Source organism: Saccharopolyspora ipomoeae, from assembly GCF_029952525.1.
Lineage (GTDB): Bacteria > Actinomycetota > Actinomycetes > Mycobacteriales > Pseudonocardiaceae > Saccharopolyspora > Saccharopolyspora ipomoeae.
The window spans coordinates 1-16,182 of sequence record NZ_JASAOF010000015.1 but is presented as its reverse complement, the minus strand read 5'-3'; the positions used below and the strand labels follow the sequence as shown (position 1 = coordinate 16,182).

Sequence of the window (16,182 nt, the reverse complement as noted above, 5' to 3'; positions counted from 1 at the left end):
CGCAGGACCAGGGGCCCGCCCGGGTCGCGGGCGGGCCCGGTCACACGGTCATGCGATGGCGTCGACGGCGCCCAGGACCTTGGTCTTGAAGGCCTCGGGCAGCGGGACGTAGCCCGCCTTCTCCAGTTCCTGCGGGTTGGCGTTGGCGGCCACCTTCAGGAACGCCTTGACCGCCTTGGCGGTCTCCGGGTCGTAACCCTTCGAGCAGACGATCTCGTAGGTGTTCAGGACGATCGGGTAGACGCCCGGGGCCTTGTTGCCGTAGATCGACTCCAGGTCGACGCGCAGGTCGTTGCCCTGGCCCTCGATCTTGGCCTCTTCGATGGCCTTGCCGACGTTGGCGGTGTTGAGCTCGACCGGGCCGGCGCCGCTGTCGATCTTGGCGATGCCCAGGCCCAGGTTCTTCGGGAAGGACCACTCGACGTAGGTGAAGCCGCCCTCGGTCGCCTTGACCGACTGCGCCACCTGGTCGGAGCCGTCGCGGCCCTGGCCGACGCCCTGGCCGCCCTGGAAGGTCTTGCCCTCACCGGAGAACGCGCCACCGGTGGCGGTCTTCAGGTACTTCTGGAAGTTCTCGGTGGTGCCCGACTCGTCCGAGCGGAAGAACGGCACGATCTCGATCGAGGGCAGCTGCGCGTTGGGGTTCGCGGCCTTGATCGCCGGGTCGTCCCACTTCTTGATCTCACCCATGTAGATCTTGCGGATCAGGTCCGGGTTGAGGGTGAGGTCGCTGACGCCCGGGAGGTTGTAGGAGATCGCGATGGGGCCGAACACCATCGGGATGTTCCAGGCCGGGTTGCCCTGGCAGCGCTCGGCGGCCTTGGCGACCTCGCCCTTCTCCTCCTTGAGCGCGGAGTCCGAGCCGCCGAAGTCGATCTGGCCGGCGGTGAACGCGGCGACGCCCTTGCCGGAACCGGACTTGGTGTAGTTCACGGTCTGGCCGGCGCACTTGAGGCCGTAGTCGCGGGCGAAGACGTCGACGGCGTTCTTCTGCGCCGACGAGCCCTCACCGGAGACGGGCTTGGTGCCGCACTCGACCTGGACGCTGTCGAGGGCCGGGTTGCCGCCGCCCTGCGGGACGTTCTGGTCCGATCCGCAGCCGGCGAGCACGAGCGCGCCCGCGGCGACGACGGCCAACGCAGCGCTGTGCCGCTTGATTCTCACTTCGTTCCTCCACCCAAGGGGACAAACTTGCGGGGCGCGGCCGAGCGCGGACGCTCGTGCTTTGTGCCGCTTGGCCCGAACGCTAAGCAGCCCGAGTGGACGTCCCTCGCCATCCAAGTGAACGCGAAGTGAACAAGGCACCCTGAGTAAGCGGGGCCACATTCGAACGGGCGATGAGGACACCCGCGTTCCGGTCCCGCCGTGACTCAGCGCATCGGCGGGTCAGCGTCCGAATTGCACATCGCTGTCCCACTTGGCGAAGCCCAACCGCTGGTAGACCTTCACCGCAGGGACGTTGTCGGCCTCGACGTAGAGCATGACGCGACTACGGCCAGTGTCCCGCAAGTACCGCAATCCGGCCACTGTCAGTGACTTGCCCAAGCCACCGCCCTGCGCGTGCGGGTCGACGCCGACGACGTAGACCTCACCGGTCCCGTCCGGGTGCACCTTCGTCCAGTGGAAGCCCTGCAGCGCGCCCGCCGCGTCGACCGCGAGGAAGAAGCCCTGCGGGTCGAACCAGTCCTCGCGCTCCTTGGTGCGCACGTCGTCCTCGGTCATGTCGCCCTGCTCGGGGTGCCAGACGAACGCGCGGTGGTTCACCCGCACGACCTCGGCCTCGTCCCGGCCCGGCTCGAACGCGCGGATCGTCACGCCCTCCGGCAGCGTCACCTCGGGCAGCTCCGGCTCGGCGAGCTCGCGACCCATCCGCCACAGCTCGCGCGGCCGGTGCAGGCCGTAGCGCTCGGCCAGCCGCACCGCTCCCGGGTGCTCGCCGTGCGACCAGATCCGCAGCCGACCCGAGTCGGCGTCCGGCTCGGTGCCCAGCTCGGCGCGCTCCAGCAGCGCCTCGACGAGCCGGGCGCCCGCGCCCCGCCTGCGGTGCTCGGGGTGCACGGCGAGCTCGGCCACCAGCTGCCCGGCGCCCGGCTCGTGCTCGGTGTCCAGGTGGGCGTAACCGATCAGCACCCCACCGGAGTCGCGGAGGATGAAGTGCTCGGAGCGGACGTCGGCCTGCACCGGTTCGATCTGGTGCACCACGTCGCGGTGGGCCTTCAGCCGCAGGATCACGTGCTCGCCCACCGGCGCCACGCCGTCGGCCTTCTCCGCCTCGTCGAGAAGACCCATCACCTCAGCGGTCTCCGCGTCATCCAGTCCGTTACGCCAAGTCAACTGCACGCTTATGACCCTACCGATCCGAACGCGAAGGAGCCCCCGATCGGTGATCGGGGGCTCCTGGTTGATCTCGGTGTCAGGCGTTGAGGCTGCGCAGGTCCTCGTCGGTGATCTCGACGGTCTCGGTCTCGGTGAGCTCGGTGGCCAGCGGCGAGGACGAGCCGCCGCGGTTCGGGCGGACGAACTTGTAGCCGACGTTGCGCACGGTGCCGATCATCGAGTCGTGCTCGGGGCCGAGCTTGGCGCGCAGCCGCCGCACGTGGACGTCGACCGTGCGGGTGCCGCCGAAGAAGTCGTAGCCCCAGACCTCCTGCAGCAGCTGGGCGCGGGTGAACACCCGGCCCGCGTGGTTGGCCAGGAACTTCAGCAGCTCGAACTCCTTGTAGGTCAGTTCGAGCGCGCGGCCGCGCAGCCGGGCCGTGTAGGTGGCCTCCTCGATCACCAGGTCGCCGACGCTGAGCGAGCCGTCGCCGCTGCTGGAAGCGCTGCTGCGGCGGGAGACCAGCAGGCGCAGCCGGGCGTCGATCTCGGCCGGGCCGGTGGTCGGCAGGAGGATGTCGTCCACGCCCCACTCGGCGCTGACGGTGACCAGGCCGCCCTCGTTGACCAGCGCGATCACGGGCACGTCACCCGCGGACAGCAGGCGGCAGAGGTCGCGGGCGCCTGCCAGGTCGGCGCGGGCGTCGACGATGACGACGTCGTGGGCACCGCCGGACAGGATGGCTCCGGGGTCGGCGGGGAGGATTCGGACGCGGTGCGGCAGCAGTGCCAGCGACGGCAGGACCGCATCGCAGTCGGACTCACCGGTCAGCAGGAGCAGCTCGGAGCTCATCTGGGGCCTCCATCTCCAGGCGCGAGAGTCGACAGCCATGTTGTGTGGTCATCACCCGCAGTGGGCGGATGACTCGGCGTCGTTGCCTGTGGATGGCAAGGAGAATAACCGACATGCGGCGGAAAAACCCAGGTCCAACCGAGGGCATCACAATTGTGAACGGAAACCGTCACCGTGTTTCCGGCATGTTTCCGGACCGGCCCGTCACGTTGCGCGCCGAGGACGGTACGCGTCTGCGGGGCGTGCTGCACCCCGGTCCCGGACTGCCCGCGCCGCTGGGGTTCGTGGTCGGCCACGGGTTCACCAACCACATCCGGAAGCCCAGCGTGCGCGGGGTGCTGGAGCGGCTGGCGACGCACGGGCCGGTGCTGGCGACCGACTTCCGCGGCCACGGCCGCTCCGGTGGTCGCACCACCGTGGGCCCGAACGAGGCGATGGACGTCGACGCCGCCGTCGCACATCTGCGCGCCGCCGGATGTGAGCGCGTCGTCACACTCGGGTTTTCGCTGGGCGGATCCGTGGTCCTGCGCCAGGCCGCGCTCGGCACGCCGCCGGACGCGGTGGTCGCGGTGAGCAGCCCGGCCCGCTGGTTCGTGCGCGACACGGCCGCGATGCGCCGGGTGCACTGGCTGCTGGAGCAGCCGCACGGCCGGGCGAGCGCGCGGCTGCTCGGCGTGCGGCTGGCGGGCCCGTGGCCTCGGGTTCCGACCTCGCCGATCGAGCTCGCCACCCGCATCGAGATCCCGCAGCTGATCGTGCACGGCACCGACGACCACTACTTCCCGCTCGCCGACGCACTGGCGCTCGCGGAGGCGGGCGGCGCGGAGTTCTGGCCGGTGGAGGGCATGCGGCACGCGGAGAGCTCGACCACTCCCGAGCTGGTGGACCGGATCGCCGCGTGGGCGATGATTACAGTGAGGCCACCCGATCCCCACGCGGTCGGGTGACCGGCGCCCCGACAGAAACGGAACGCTCGGAGTGAAGAAGCTCGCGATCACCCTCGTACTCGTCCTGGGTCTCCTGGTCGCCGCCGACTTCGGGTCGGCCGCGTTCGCGGAGTACCAGGTGTCGAAGAAGGTCGCCCAGCAGCTCAAGCTGCCGGAGAACCCGGAAGTCTCGATCAACGGCTTCCCGTTCCTGACGCAGGTCGCCGCCGGCGACTACCGCGACGTGCAGCTGGTGGCCAACGCGGTGCCGGTGGGCCCGTTCAACGAGGTGGGCATCGAGGCCGACCTGCACGGCGCGAAGGTCGCCACATCCGAGGTCATCGCCGGGACCGCCGACGAGCTCTCGGTGGACCAGCTGGTCGGCCGGGTGAAGCTGCGGGCCTCCGACGTGGCGCGGCTGATCGGCATCCAGGACCTGACGATCGAACCGGCGGCCCCGGACGCGCTGGCCGACGACGACGGCAACGTCAGCGAGGCCGACAAGCGGCTGGCCGAGGGCGGCGAGGACCAGCGGGCGCTGGTGCAGCTCGACGGCACGGTCAACATCGCGGGCTCGGACAACAAGGTCCGGGTGATCGCGGTGATGTCGCTGGTCAACGGCAAGATGGAGATCGAGCCGCGGAAGCTGGAGCTCAACAACAGCGCGTTCGGCAAGATCGAGCTGCCGCCGATCTTCGAGCAGTCGGTGCTCAAGCAGTTCAACACCACCCTCGACCCGGGGATGCTGCCGTTCGAGGTGCAGCCCACGGCCGTGCGGGCGGAGCGCGGCGCGATGGTCGTCGAGGGCACCGCCGAGAACGTGACGATCAGCGGCAGCGGGGTGACGACCGGATGAGCCCGGGTGTGATCGCGCTGCTGGTGGTGGTGCCGGTGGCGCTGGTGCTGGGCCTGGTGTGGCAGGCGCGGCAGGGCAAGGTGCGCAGCAGCGGGGGCGAGGAGATCGTGACCGACCACTTCCCGGACGGGCTCAAGCAGCGGCTCGACGCCGCTCCGGACCCGGACGCGCAGGTGACGCTGCTGCAGCTGTCGACGACGTTCTGCCAGCCGTGCCGGCACACCCGCATCCTGCTGGCGGACTTCGCGGGCAAGAACGACCAGGTCAGGCACGTCGAGGTCGACCTCACCGACCACCCCGAGTGGTCCACGCCGCTGCGCGTGCACACCACGCCCACGACATTGGTCCTCGACCGCGCGGGCCGCGAGCTCTTCCGCATCGGCGGCGTCCCCCGCCCCCAGGCCCTCGCCGAGGCGATCGAGCCGCACCTCTGACCCGGCAACGAGTCGAGCAACTCCGTTAGATCCGTCCCACTGTATGAACGTTCTTCCCGGCGATCGGTCGATCCGGGTAATCTCCGGGTCGTGCATGTACTGCTGACCCGAAGGCGCGCGGTTGATCTCTGCCGCGTGGGTAGCAGCCTGTGTTGATGGCACTGACCGGGCGGTAGTACGCGCTCCCCGCACGGCCTCGTCATGCCCTCATGACTCCCGCCGGCGTGCGCCCTCGACCGCCTGACGGACTCGGCAGACCCAGTCCACATCGTCAGGAGGCCTTCGAAGATGTCTGTCACGACGCTCGACCCGCGAGGTGTCCGGTTCACCGCGGCGATCACCAGCGCGATCCTCGCGCTGGGCCTGATCACCACGAGCTGGCGCGTGATGGCGGCCCAGATGGTTCTGTTCGGTCTGTGCGCGTTCATCGGGATGGGCCTCAACCCGTGGGGGGCTCTCTACCGGAGCACCGTGCAGCCCAGGTTGGCGCCGGTCGCCCCGGAGGACCGCGAGGAACCCGCACCTGTCCGCTTCTCGCAAGGGGTCGGTTTCGTCTTCGCTCTCGTGGCCACCATCGGCTACGCGGCGGACCTGACCACCCTCGGCATCGTGGCCAACGCCTTCGCCCTGGTGGCGGCACTGCTCAACGCGGTGTTCGGCTACTGCCTCGGATGCCAGATGTACCTGGTGCTCCGCCGGTTCGCGCCGGCCGGGGCGTCCACAGCAGACTGAAACCACAGTTCGAAGATCAACGAAGGAGTCGCTCGATGAGCCGCGCAGACGTCCTGGTCTCCACCGAGTGGGCCGAGGAGAACCTGAACACCGCCGGGGTGGTGTTCGCTGAGGTGGACGAGGACACCACCGCCTACGACGGCGGCCACATCCCCGGGGCCATCAAGCTGGACTGGAAGAACGACCTGCAGGACCACGTCCGTCGTGACTTCGTCAACCGCGAGGGCTTCGAGAAGCTGCTGTCCGCCAAGGGCATCAGCAACGACGACACCGTGGTGCTCTACGGCGGCAACAACAACTGGTTCGCCGCCTACGCCTACTGGTACTTCAAGCTCTACGGCCACGACGACGTCAAGCTGCTCGACGGTGGCCGCAAGAAGTGGGAGCTCGACGGCCGCGAGCTGACCAAGGACGAGCCGAACAAGGCCGCCACCACCTACAAGGCCCAGGAACCGGACACCTCGATCCGCGCCTTCCGGGACGAGGTCGTGGACGCCATCGGCAACAAGAACCTGGTCGACGTGCGCTCGCCCGACGAGTTCTCCGGCAAGCTGCTGGCCCCGGCGCACCTGCCGCAGGAGGCCGCGCAGCGCGGTGGCCACATCCCCAGCGCGATCAACGTGCCGTGGAGCAAGGCCGCGAACGAGGACGGCACCTTCCGCTCCGACGAGGAGCTCAAGGAGATCTACGGCGAGGCCGGGCTGGACACCGGCAAGGACACCATCGCCTACTGCCGCATCGGCGAGCGCTCGTCGCACACCTGGTTCGTGCTGCGCGAGCTGCTCGGCCACCAGAACGTCAAGAACTACGACGGTTCCTGGACCGAGTACGGCTCGCTGGTCGGCGTGCCGATCGAGAACCCGTCCGAGGCCTGATCACCCGGTAACACCGAGCAAGGAGTTTGCGTCATGAGTGGATGCGGAGCGCCGCAGCAGTCGGCAACCGCGGTCGACGAGGCCACTGACCAGGTCGTCGTGGCCGGCAAGGTGCGAGCCGGGGAGTCGCCCGTCGGCGGGGCTTTCGTCCGCCTGCTGGACTCCTCCGGTGAGTTCACCGCCGAGGTCGTCACCTCCGAGGAGGGCGACTTCCGGTTCTACGCCGCCCCCGGCGACTGGACCGTCCGCGCGCTGCACCGCAGCGGCAAGGGCGAGTCCCAGGTCTCCCCGAGCGGCGCTGGCGTGCACGCGGTGGACATCGCGGTCGCCTGACCTGATCGACCCGAAGGGCCGGCACCTCACCGAGGTGCCGGCCCTTCGTCGTTTCAGGCAGTGCTGGGTCGTTTCAGGCAGTGCTGGGTCGTCTCAGGCCGCGCCGGTCGTCTCACGCCTTGCGCGAGCGCAGCAGCGCGAAGGCCCGCTCGTCGCGGTCGGGGGTCCGGGGATCGGAGTCCTCCCGGCAGCCGACGGTGGTGAAGTCGACGACCTCCCAGCCGGTGCGGTCGAACAGGCGGCGCAGGCCGGTCTCGCTGAAGATCCAGAAGTTGGTGGCGTCGTTGTTGGCCTCAGCCGGGTCCAGCAGGTAGGCGACCGGCTGGTCGGCGATGCGGGTGCCGTCCGGGGTGACCTGGGCGATGCGGGTCGAGACGAAGCACAGCTCGGCGCGCTCGGCCAGCCGCTCCAGCACCAGGAACGGGTTCTTCAGGTGGTAGAGCAGGCCGAGGAAGAACACCGCGCCGTAGTGCTCGGCGGGCAGCCGGAACTGGGCGTCGAGGTCGATCTCGTGCACCTGCGCGCGCGACGGCAACTCCGCCACCAGGCGCCGGGCGCCGCGCAGGCCGTTGAAGTTGGTGGGCGCGTTGTCGATCAGGTCGACCTCGCAGCCCAGCTCGTCCTCCAGGAAGAACCCGAAGTCGCCGTCGGCGGCGCCGATGTCGGCGATGCGGGTGCCCGCGATGCGGTCGAAGACCTGCCGGTGCTCGCCGCTGAGCAGGGCGTCCAGGTGGAAGATGTTGGCCATCGTGTCGTACGGGTACCACCCGAAGTCGGCCGGAGCGATCTTGTCCTTGCGGGCCAGCAGCTCCTCGCGGTAGGCCAGCGCGCGCTCGCGCAGCGTCTCGAAGTCCATGTGATCCTCGTCCCGGCTCTGACGTTCCTGGTGTTCAGCGGCCTGTCGCGACCGCGCACCACGCCGATCATGCCGCACGCCACACTCCGCCGGGGCGGCGCCGTGGTTATCCTTCACGCGTGGAACTCCTCGACTTCATGCACTACGGCCTCGTCACGCTCGTCGGACTCGCTGCGGTCGCGACCATCTGGTTCGCCTTCTACGTGGTGTACCGCCTGTTCAACGACTGATCAGCGCCTCGTTGTAGCCTCGACGCGATGACTGCAACGCCGAACGAACCGCAGCCGGGCAGCGGCGACGCCGCAGTTGCCGCGGCGGCGGAACGAGCCAAGATCACCCGGGAACTCAACGTCCCCGAGTTCGACGACCTCCCCGGCGAGGGCGACACCGCGAACCTGCGGATGGGCCCGTCGCTGGATGACGCATGCCTGTCGCTGCTGCCGCTGGTCGGCGTGTGGCGCGGCGAGGGCGAGGCCGCGCACCCGTCGCTGGAGGAGACCTACCGGTTCATCCAGCAGGTGACGATCTCCCACGACGGTCGCCCGTTCCTGATCTACGAGAGCCGCGCCTGGAAGCTGGACGGCGAGGGCGGCAACGTCGTCGGACCGGCGTTCCGCGAGCAGGGCTTCCTGCGCCCGCAGCCGGACGACACGATCGAGTTCATGCTGATGCACTCGACCGGCGTGACCGAGCTGCTCATCGGCACCCCGCGCAACACCACGACCTGGGAGTTCGGCTCGGACGCCGTGCTGCGCACCCCGAGCGGCGAGGACGTCACGGCCGCGAGCCGCCTCTACGGCGTCGTGGACGGAGCCCTCGCCTACGTCGAGGAGCGGGCCACCTCCGAGCACGAGCTCCAGCCCCGCCTCTCAGCAAAGCTCGACCGCGTCGTCGGCTGAAAGACGTCAGGCAACCGGCGAAGCCGGTTTCTCAGTACCCCACCTGAGCAACCGGCACCGCCGCGGGTTCTCAGACGTCTTCTGGGGAGGACAGCCGACGTGTCGTGTATTGGCATACATAAGCCTCGGATCCCGGAGCCAGAAGGCGTCTGAGGTTCCGCTTCTGGCACCGCCAAGCAGAGGGACCACTGAGTAGTGTCAGTGGACGAAACCCCAGATCACCGGCACGTCAGGCGAAAAGGCCCCGGGACTCAACCCCGGTAGTTCGACTCGTACAACCCAGCGATGTCGGTGTGCAGGGCTTCGTCGGCCTTGATCGACGTCCCATCGATCGCCCGCACCTGCGTGATCTTCCGAATGCTGGACGCGAGCCACACCCCATCGGACTCGAACAGAGCCGACACGGGGAAGTTGACCACCTCGGTCTCCCACCCGGCCTGCTCAGCGGCGCGGAAGAGAGCCCCCTGCGTGGTCCCCTTGAGAACCCCCGAGGTCGGCGGGGTGGTCAGCAGCTTCCGGCCCTGGGCGAGCACGACGGTCGAGGTCGGTCCTTCGAGGACGACGCCGTCGGTGGCGGTGAAGATGACCTCGTCGGCACCGCGGGACTCGGCTTCGCGGAGGGCCGCCATGTTGACCGCGTAGGACAGGGTCTTGGCCGAGAGCAGCAGCCAGGGGGCGCGCTGCATCAGGTCCGACGGGTAGCCGCGGTCGAGGGTCACGACCTCGACGCCGCCGTCGCGCTTGCGCTTGGTGTCCGGACCGACGTCCATGCCCATCGCGAAGCCGTGCGGTGTGCCGTCGCCGCCGTCGATGCCGCGGGTGCAGACGAACTTCAGGCCCATCTCGGGTTCGGCGTCCCACGGCCAGGCGTCGATGACGGCCTGACCGGCTCGCTCCCACGCCTCGCGCTCCGGCAGCGGCATCTGCATCAGCTGCGCCGAGCGCTCCATGCGGTCCAGGTGCGGGCCGAGCTCGCGCGGCTCCCGATCGACGACCAGGATCGTCTCGAAGCAGCCGTCGCCCCGCATCACGCCGAGGTCGTCGGCCCGGAACAGCGGTGCCTCGGGGTCGGCGAGGGTCCCGTCCAGAAGTGCCAGTACGCGCATGCCGCGAGCGTAGAGCGTCCAGATCCGGCGGTGCGCCCGGAGGTTACGATCGAGGGGGATTCGCGCCGAGCACAGGAGCGGGCATTGAGCGACCAGGGATCGCTGCGCAGCACCTTGCACCAACGCGGCATGCGCATGACGCCGCAGCGCCAGCTGGTGCTCGACGCCGTGCGCGAGCTGGGGCACGCCACGCCCGAGCAGGTGTGCAAGAAGGTGCAGGAAACCGCGCCGACGATCAACATCACCACCATCTACCGGGCGCTCGACCTGCTGGAGCAGCTCGGGCTGGTGCGGCACACCCATCTCGGTCACGGCGCGCCGACCTACTCCGCCGAGGAGCACGAGCACGTCCACCTGGCGTGCCACCGCTGCGGGCGGATCGACGAGGTGGCCATCGAGACGATGGACGAGCTGGCGGACAAGCTGCGCCGCGAGCACGGGTTCGCCCTCGACGCCACGCACCTGGCGCTGTCCGGCACCTGCCGAGAATGCCAGAACGCCGACATCGGCTGAACCCGGTGTCGGACGAGCACGCGATTCAAGGAGCGCTGATGGTTTCACCCCTGCTGGATCTGCCGGGCGCGGTGCCCGCGCCGGAGGAGTCGGTGGACGTCGGCGTGCCCTGGCACTTCGGGGACCCGTTCGCCGAGCAGCGCTCGGCGGCGCGCTCGGCGGTGCTGGTGGACCGCTCGCACCGCGAGGTCATCGCGGTGCCCGGCGAGGAGCGGCTGAGCTGGCTGCACCTGGTGCTCTCGCAGCACCTCACGGAGCTGCCGGAGGGGCAGGGCACCGAGGCGCTGGTGCTCGACACGCACGGCCGGGTGGACAGCCACATGATGGTCGCCCACCACGACGGCGTGGTGTTCCTGGACACCGACGCGGGCGCGGAGGCCACGAGCGCGCTGCCGACGATCGGCGTGGACGGCAGGCAGACGCTGCTGCAGTACCTGGACGCGATGCGGTTCTGGTCGAAGGTGGAGCCGCGCGACGCGACCTCGGAGTTCGCGGTGCTGACGGCGATGGGCCCGGACGCGGGCGGCGTCCTCGCCGGGTTCACCGAGGTGCCCTCGGGCGCCTACGAGGTGCGCGGGTTGCCGGGCGGCGGGTTCGTGCGCAACGTCCCGTTCCGGAACCTGCAGACCTACGACCTGCTGGTGCCGCGCGAGTCGATGGTGGACTGGTGGCTCAAGCTCACCGACGCCGGCATCCGGCCGTCGGGGACGATGGCGTTCGAGGCGCTGCGCGTGGAGGCGCTGCGGCCTCGGGTCGGGCTGGACACCGATGACCGCTCGATCCCGCACGAGCTGGGCTGGATCCACCTCGCCGCGCACGTCGCGAAGGGCTGCTACCGGGGTCAGGAGACGGTCGCGAAGGTCCACAACGTGGGCAAGCCGCCGCGCCGGATGGTGCTGCTGCACCTGGACGGGTCGGTGGAGGTCTCGCCGGAGACCGGCGACCCGGTGCTGCACGGCGACCGGAAGGTCGGCCGGGTGGGCAGCGTCGTCCAGCACCACGAGCTCGGTCCGGTGGCGTTGGCGCTGCTCAAGCGCTCGGCCCCGGTGGACGCGGAGCTGATGGCGGGTGACCCGGCGGAGGAGCGTTCGGTGGCCGCGGCGGTCGACCCGGACTCGGTGCCGCCGGACACCGGCGAGCCACCCGGTCGGCTGGCGGCGGACCGGCTTCGTGGGCGCTGAGGAGGTTAGGTTCGATAACGGTCCTCAAGTTCTGCGCGTGGAGTGACGTCGCCATTTGACAGGGCCGGTATCCCTTGAGGCATGCCGATCACCCGATCAGGGTCGTTGCGACCACCGAGGAACGCTGATCGAAAGCTCGGCGTCACACTGTTGTCGTAATGACATCACCCGAAATGTTGGCGAGCTCGACCGAATTGCCGGAGGATGGCCACGTGATCGAAGTCCGCCCGGGTGGACGGCGCCGCATCGACAGGGTCCTGTCCCCGGACTACACCAGTGGCATCGAGCAGCACGCGCTGGGCGAGGTGCGCGCGCTGCGGGACGAGGCCGCCCAGGAGGAGACGGACCTGTCCTACCTGCGGCGGGTGCTGCACGCCCGCATCGACATCGTGCGCGCGGAGCAGCGCCGCCGGCGCGAGGACGGTTCGCGGTCGGTGGTCGAGCAGCTGGTCGCCATCCTGTCCGACAACGCGGTCGGCCCTGCGATGGGCTCCGGCCGCTACCAGACCACCGAGCCCTCGCGCGCCGAAGCGCACCGCAGGCACGTGGAGGCGCTGGTCTCGGACGTGGACCTGTCCGACGTCATGTCGCTGTCCGATGAGAAGCTGGACCGGGCGCTGAGCGCCTACACCGCCGAGGAGGACTCGGTGTCGCAGCGCCGCCGCGAGGTCCAGCAGGTCGTGGATCGGCTCAACGCCGAGATCGCCCGCCGCTACCGGGAAGGCGCTGCTTCGGTGGATGACCTTCTGGCTGAGGAGCGAGACCGGCGTTGATCCAACCTGTTCCACTCGTCGAGATCGTCCGAAGTGGACTTCGGGAAGGCCTGCACCACGGTTCGGTGGTGATGATCGACCCGGACGGTGCTCCCCTGCTCTCGCTGGGTGACGCGACCGCTCCGATGTACCCGCGTTCCTCGCTCAAACCCGCTCAGGCGGCCGGGATGCTGCGCTGCGGGCTCGAACTCCCCTCCGCCGACCTGGCTCTGGCGACCGCGTCGCACAGCGGCGAGGACGACCACGTGCGCCGCGTCGGCGAGCTGCTGGCCCGCTACTCGCTGACCGAGGACGACCTGCGATGCCCGCCCGACCTGCCGCTGGGCGCGGAGGCGCGCCGCGGCGTCTCGGTGGAGCGGCGGATCGCGATGAACTGCTCCGGCAAGCACGCCGCGATGCTGGCGACCTGCGTGATCAACGGCTGGTCGACGGCCGACTACCTGGATCCGAAGCACCCGCTGCAGGTCGCGATCGCCGAGACCGTCGTGGACCTGGCGGGCGAGCCGCTGGCCAACACGGCGGTGGACGGCTGCGGCGCCCCGCTGTTCGCGATCTCGCTGACCGGTCTGGCCCGGGTGTTCCAGCGCCTGGTCGGCACGCCGGTCGGGGACGCGATGCACGAGCACCCGTGGCTGGTGGCGGGCACCGGCCGGGAGGACACCCGCCTGATGGGCGCGGTCCCCGGTCTGATCAGCAAGATCGGGGCGGAGGGCGTCTTCGCGTTCGCGCTGCCGGACGGCCGCGCGGCCGCGATCAAGATCGCCGACGGCGCCGACCGCCCCCGCCTGCCCATCGCGGTCGGCCTCCTCTCCCGCCTCGGCGTCGAGGGATCGGGGATCGGGGATCTGGACGACCTCGCCGAGATCCCCGTCCTGGGCGGCGGCGAGCCCGTGGGCTCGGTCCGGCTCATCCCCGGCGCCTTGGACTGATTCGCGCGATTTCAACGGAAGTCAGGTCCCCGATTTCAGCGGAAGTCGGGGACCTGATCTTTGCTGCGTTCGGGATCGTTCACCCCTGAAGGCTTCTCACCAGCGACTCGTTCGCGATATGCTCATATTTCGGAACGAAATTCCCAGATATCGGGATGGTGAGTGATGAGCGCTCAGGACACCTACACGCACGGGCACCACGAGAGCGTGCTGCGGTCGCACCAGTGGCGGACGGCCGAGAACTCCGCCGCCTACCTGCTCGGCGACCTCCGCCCCGGCGTCGAGGTGCTGGACGTGGGCTGCGGGCCGGGGACGATCACCCTGGACTTCGCCGAGCGCGTCGCACCGGGCCGGGTCCTGGGCATCGACAACGTCGAGGACCCGCTGACCATCTCCCGCGCCGCCGCCGCGGAGCGCGGCCTGGGCAACGTCGAGTTCGAGACCGCCGACGTCTACCGGCTGCCCCACGCCGACGACTCCTTCGACGTGGTGCACGCCCACCAGGTCCTGCAGCACCTCACCGACCCGGTGGCCGCGCTGCGCGAGATGCGCCGGGTGTGCCGGCCCGGCGGGATCGTCGCCGTCCGCGACGCCGACTACGGCGGGATGCGCTGGTCCCCGGACAACCCGGGGCTGGACCGCTGGCTGGAGCTCTACCGCGAGGTCGCCCGCCACAACGACGCCTTCCCCGACGGCGGCAAGCACCTCAAGACCTGGGCGCTGCAGGCGGGTTTCACCGACGTCGAGTGCACGGCCTCGGCCTGGTGCTACGACACGCCGGAGGAACGCGCCTGGTGGGGCGACCTCTGGGCGGACCGGATCCGCCGGTCGTCCTTCGCCACCCAGGCGATCTCCTACGGCCTGACCGCCGAGGACGAACTCGAAGACCTCGCCACCGCCTGGCACACCTGGCGGGACTCCGACAACGGCTGGTTCGCCGTCCTCAACGGAGAGATCCGCTGCCACCCCTGACGTCAGGCCCACCCCGCCCCGGGAGATGACGGAATACGGCGGTATTCGGTGAACGGATTACGGCAGTATTCCGAGTTCCGAGGGTGCCCACCGGATGCCGAACCCGGATTGCCGCCGGAATCAGGTTCCCGATTACTGCGGTAATCCGGGTTCGGGCGCGGGTGCGCGTGGGTCGGCGGATCGGAGTCCGGTCAGTTGTGGTGTTCCCTTGAAGCGAACTCGGACCAGAAGTCGCGGAGCTGCTCGTAGCGGGTGGCGACCTCTTCGGCGTCGTCGGCTTCCATGGCGTCGACGATGGCGTGGACGTCCTCGGCGGAGGTGTCGGCGTCGAGGTCGTCCTGGGTCATGAGCTGCACGAGGCCACCGTAGTCGAGCTCGACGGCGCTGTGCGGGTGGAACCGCTCCAGCCAGCGCCCGGTCTCCTTGAGGATCCGGGTCGGCCCGTCCTCGCCGATCGACTGCTGCGACACCGAGTGGGCGCGGGCGACCCGGCGCCGGGCGTCGGCCATCGCGACCCGCCAGCAGACGCGGCGGCGCTCGGGTTCGGTGAACACGCAGCGCTCGGTGGGGTCCACGACGACGAACCAGGGCAGCGGGACCGTCCAGGTCGACGACAGCACGTGCACGGCTCCGCCGCCGAGCTCGCTGACCACCGCGCCCGCGCGCGTGCGGGCCTTCTCCACCGACTCCGGCAGGGCCGCCGTGCGCAGCGGGACGTCCGCGTCGCCGAGGAATCCCACCAGGGCCGCGGCGGCGCGCCCGCGCACGTCCAGCGGGCACACCAGCGGGCCGGGACCGACGGTGGCAGCCGGGGCGGTCGGGACCTCCTTGGGGTCCAGCACGAGGACTCCGCCCACGCCCTGGACCTCGCCGTCGGCGTTCTCCCCGGGGAGCAGCCGGGGAGGCGCGGCCAGCTGGCTGCGCAGCCACAGGTGCTGCTCCCACAGCCCCGCGTCGAACGGGTCCACGGACCCGCGGTCCACCGCCGCCTCGACTTCCTCGCGCAGCGGTGACTCGAACGACGACAGGGGCTCGTAGACCCTCAGGTAGGCGACGAACGGCTCTGGCACAGCGAGCATGGTGTCATGCCCGCGACGAGCCGGTTCGCGCGACTCACGGCCCCCTCCGGAGGGCCTCGGGAGGTTGATCGAAACGGGCGAGGGACACATCACCCAAGACACGACCGCCAACTCACGGCACCACGTCGCGTTCAACCGCCTCGACACGGTACGGTAGTTACAGGAAAAGTTGTCGAGATCATGCGGGGCCGGCTTTCCCCTGTCCGCCCCGCACACCCTGTGCGAGGGGGTCGAGCCATGGGGCGCGGCCGGGCTAAGGCCAAGCAGACGAAGGTGGCCCGCGAGCTTAAGTACAGTTCCCCGTCCATGGACATAGAGGCTCTGCAGCGCGAGCTGTCGACCTCGGAGTCCGGCGAGTGGTCCAGCGAAGACCGCGATGACTCGCACGACGACGGGTACGACGACTACGACTACGGTCGACGTTGACTCACTCCTCCAGCGAGAACAGCGGTTGAACGCTGTTCGTTCGAGGGCGGAGTGCGTCGCTTAGCTCGCAGGACCCACCAGAGCAGCACGAGGTGAGTGGCGCCGCCGGTGATGAACCGGCGG

At 69.9% G+C, this 16,182-nt stretch carries 20 protein-coding genes; 14 read left to right on the top strand and 6 right to left on the bottom strand.

The genetic code is table 11. The annotated features are described in order from the left end of the window. Positions 1 to 48: 48 nt before the first annotated feature. From pstS to QFW96_RS20795, 3 genes are all read right to left on the bottom strand, one after another. Entirely contained in the window at positions 49 to 1,164 is a 1,116-nt protein-coding gene (gene pstS / locus QFW96_RS20805; protein WP_281457371.1) for a phosphate ABC transporter substrate-binding protein PstS, read from the bottom strand. 222 nt (positions 1,165 to 1,386) lie between these two features. After that, the gene (mshD, locus tag QFW96_RS20800) at positions 1,387 to 2,334 is read right to left on the bottom strand and encodes a mycothiol synthase (protein WP_281457501.1); all 948 of its coding nucleotides are present in this window, start codon (positions 2,332 to 2,334) and stop codon (positions 1,387 to 1,389) included. Positions 2,335 to 2,413: 79 nt separating this feature from the next. Then, the gene (locus tag QFW96_RS20795; RefSeq protein ID WP_281457370.1) at positions 2,414 to 3,169 is read right to left on the bottom strand and encodes a winged helix-turn-helix transcriptional regulator; all 756 of its coding nucleotides are present in this window, start codon (positions 3,167 to 3,169) and stop codon (positions 2,414 to 2,416) included. Positions 3,170 to 3,354: 185 nt separating this feature from the next. Here QFW96_RS20795 and QFW96_RS20790 point away from each other — a divergent pair, with 185 nt between their 5' ends. The 7 genes from QFW96_RS20790 to QFW96_RS20765 all read left to right on the top strand — a co-directional run bounded on the left by QFW96_RS20790 (position 3,355) and on the right by QFW96_RS20765 (position 7,325). Next, a complete protein-coding gene (locus QFW96_RS20790; protein ID WP_281457369.1) occupies positions 3,355 to 4,116 on the top strand; it encodes an alpha/beta hydrolase in 762 nt (253 codons plus the stop codon). 31 nt (positions 4,117 to 4,147) lie between these two features. Continuing rightward, positions 4,148 to 4,951, top strand: a complete 804-nt coding sequence (locus QFW96_RS20785; RefSeq protein ID WP_281457368.1) for an LmeA family phospholipid-binding protein — start codon at positions 4,148 to 4,150, stop codon at positions 4,949 to 4,951. After that, on the top strand, positions 4,948 to 5,385 hold the full coding sequence (locus QFW96_RS20780) for a TlpA family protein disulfide reductase (protein ID WP_281457367.1): 438 nt from the start codon (positions 4,948 to 4,950) through the stop codon (positions 5,383 to 5,385). The genes QFW96_RS20785 and QFW96_RS20780 overlap by 4 nt, the downstream gene beginning before the upstream one ends. 90 nt (positions 5,386 to 5,475) lie before the next feature. Next, on the top strand, positions 5,476 to 5,541 hold the full coding sequence (locus QFW96_RS30235; protein WP_363786369.1) for a putative leader peptide: 66 nt from the start codon (positions 5,476 to 5,478) through the stop codon (positions 5,539 to 5,541). A gap of 132 nt (positions 5,542 to 5,673) precedes the next feature. Then, on the top strand, positions 5,674 to 6,117 hold the full coding sequence (locus QFW96_RS20775; RefSeq protein WP_281457366.1) for a DUF4395 domain-containing protein: 444 nt from the start codon (positions 5,674 to 5,676) through the stop codon (positions 6,115 to 6,117). Between the two features lie 35 nt (positions 6,118 to 6,152). After that, entirely contained in the window at positions 6,153 to 6,992 is an 840-nt protein-coding gene (locus QFW96_RS20770; protein WP_281457365.1) for a sulfurtransferase, read from the top strand. Between the two features lie 33 nt (positions 6,993 to 7,025). Then, on the top strand, positions 7,026 to 7,325 hold the full coding sequence (locus QFW96_RS20765) for a DUF1416 domain-containing protein (protein ID WP_281457364.1): 300 nt from the start codon (positions 7,026 to 7,028) through the stop codon (positions 7,323 to 7,325). 112 nt (positions 7,326 to 7,437) lie between these two features. Here QFW96_RS20765 and QFW96_RS20760 read toward each other — a convergent pair whose 3' ends face one another. Then, positions 7,438 to 8,181, bottom strand: coding sequence for a class I SAM-dependent methyltransferase (locus QFW96_RS20760; RefSeq protein ID WP_281457363.1), 744 nt, complete (start codon positions 8,179 to 8,181; stop codon positions 7,438 to 7,440). A 257-nt stretch (positions 8,182 to 8,438) separates the two neighbouring features. Between QFW96_RS20760 and QFW96_RS20755 the strand changes: the two genes are divergently transcribed. Continuing rightward, positions 8,439 to 9,080 carry a heme-binding beta-barrel domain-containing protein gene (locus QFW96_RS20755; RefSeq protein WP_281457362.1) on the top strand — a complete coding sequence of 214 codons (642 nt, stop codon included), beginning with the start codon at positions 8,439 to 8,441 and terminating at the stop codon, positions 9,078 to 9,080. A 251-nt stretch (positions 9,081 to 9,331) separates the two neighbouring features. Here the strand turns inward: QFW96_RS20755 and QFW96_RS20750 are convergent, their stop codons facing one another. After that, positions 9,332 to 10,186, bottom strand: a complete 855-nt coding sequence (locus QFW96_RS20750; protein ID WP_281457361.1) for an aminodeoxychorismate lyase — start codon at positions 10,184 to 10,186, stop codon at positions 9,332 to 9,334. Positions 10,187 to 10,270: 84 nt separating this feature from the next. Here QFW96_RS20750 and QFW96_RS20745 point away from each other — a divergent pair, with 84 nt between their 5' ends. From QFW96_RS20745 to QFW96_RS20725, 5 genes are all read left to right on the top strand, one after another. Further along, positions 10,271 to 10,699: a Fur family transcriptional regulator gene (locus tag QFW96_RS20745; protein ID WP_281457360.1), complete on the top strand. Its 429-nt coding sequence runs from the start codon at positions 10,271 to 10,273 to the stop codon at positions 10,697 to 10,699. A gap of 38 nt (positions 10,700 to 10,737) precedes the next feature. After that, positions 10,738 to 11,880 (top strand): CAF17-like 4Fe-4S cluster assembly/insertion protein YgfZ, encoded by a 1,143-nt coding sequence (gene ygfZ, locus QFW96_RS20740; RefSeq protein WP_281457359.1) that lies wholly within the window; start codon positions 10,738 to 10,740, stop codon positions 11,878 to 11,880. Positions 11,881 to 12,092: 212 nt separating this feature from the next. Continuing rightward, complete coding sequence (locus QFW96_RS20735) at positions 12,093 to 12,653, top strand: RsiG family protein (protein ID WP_093419992.1); 561 nt, start codon at positions 12,093 to 12,095, stop codon at positions 12,651 to 12,653. Next, positions 12,650 to 13,582, top strand: coding sequence for an asparaginase (locus QFW96_RS20730; RefSeq protein WP_281457358.1), 933 nt, complete (start codon positions 12,650 to 12,652; stop codon positions 13,580 to 13,582). Before QFW96_RS20735 ends, QFW96_RS20730 begins: the two co-directional genes overlap by 4 nt. Positions 13,583 to 13,747: 165 nt before the next feature. Continuing rightward, a complete protein-coding gene (locus QFW96_RS20725; RefSeq protein WP_281457357.1) occupies positions 13,748 to 14,554 on the top strand; it encodes a methyltransferase domain-containing protein in 807 nt (268 codons plus the stop codon). Positions 14,555 to 14,745: 191 nt separating this feature from the next. Here QFW96_RS20725 and QFW96_RS20720 read toward each other — a convergent pair whose 3' ends face one another. Further along, positions 14,746 to 15,624 (bottom strand): DUF8083 family protein, encoded by an 879-nt coding sequence (locus QFW96_RS20720; RefSeq protein WP_281457356.1) that lies wholly within the window; start codon positions 15,622 to 15,624, stop codon positions 14,746 to 14,748. Positions 15,625 to 15,870: 246 nt separating this feature from the next. Here QFW96_RS20720 and QFW96_RS20715 point away from each other — a divergent pair, with 246 nt between their 5' ends. Continuing rightward, a complete protein-coding gene (locus QFW96_RS20715; RefSeq protein WP_093419982.1) occupies positions 15,871 to 16,059 on the top strand; it encodes a DUF3073 domain-containing protein in 189 nt (62 codons plus the stop codon). The last annotated feature ends 123 nt before the right edge of the window (positions 16,060 to 16,182 follow it).

Excerpts from the sequence above, each read along its gene's own strand:
- QFW96_RS20795 (WP_281457370.1), bottom strand. The coding sequence starts at position 3,169 with ATGAGCTCCGAGCTGCTCCTGCTGACCGGTGAGTCCGACTGCGATGCG.
- QFW96_RS20790 (WP_281457369.1), top strand. The coding sequence starts at position 3,355 with ATGTTTCCGGACCGGCCCGTCACGTTGCGCGCCGAGGACGGTACGCGT.
- QFW96_RS20780 (WP_281457367.1), top strand. The coding sequence starts at position 4,948 with ATGAGCCCGGGTGTGATCGCGCTGCTGGTGGTGGTGCCGGTGGCGCTG.
- QFW96_RS20775 (WP_281457366.1), top strand. The coding sequence starts at position 5,674 with ATGTCTGTCACGACGCTCGACCCGCGAGGTGTCCGGTTCACCGCGGCG.
- QFW96_RS20770 (WP_281457365.1), top strand. The coding sequence starts at position 6,153 with ATGAGCCGCGCAGACGTCCTGGTCTCCACCGAGTGGGCCGAGGAGAAC.
- QFW96_RS20765 (WP_281457364.1), top strand. The coding sequence starts at position 7,026 with ATGAGTGGATGCGGAGCGCCGCAGCAGTCGGCAACCGCGGTCGACGAG.
- QFW96_RS20760 (WP_281457363.1), bottom strand. The coding sequence starts at position 8,181 with ATGGACTTCGAGACGCTGCGCGAGCGCGCGCTGGCCTACCGCGAGGAG.
- QFW96_RS20755 (WP_281457362.1), top strand. The coding sequence starts at position 8,439 with ATGACTGCAACGCCGAACGAACCGCAGCCGGGCAGCGGCGACGCCGCA.
- QFW96_RS20750 (WP_281457361.1), bottom strand. The coding sequence starts at position 10,186 with ATGCGCGTACTGGCACTTCTGGACGGGACCCTCGCCGACCCCGAGGCA.
- ygfZ (WP_281457359.1), top strand. The coding sequence starts at position 10,738 with ATGGTTTCACCCCTGCTGGATCTGCCGGGCGCGGTGCCCGCGCCGGAG.
- QFW96_RS20725 (WP_281457357.1), top strand. The coding sequence starts at position 13,748 with ATGAGCGCTCAGGACACCTACACGCACGGGCACCACGAGAGCGTGCTG.
- QFW96_RS20715 (WP_093419982.1), top strand. The coding sequence starts at position 15,871 with ATGGGGCGCGGCCGGGCTAAGGCCAAGCAGACGAAGGTGGCCCGCGAG.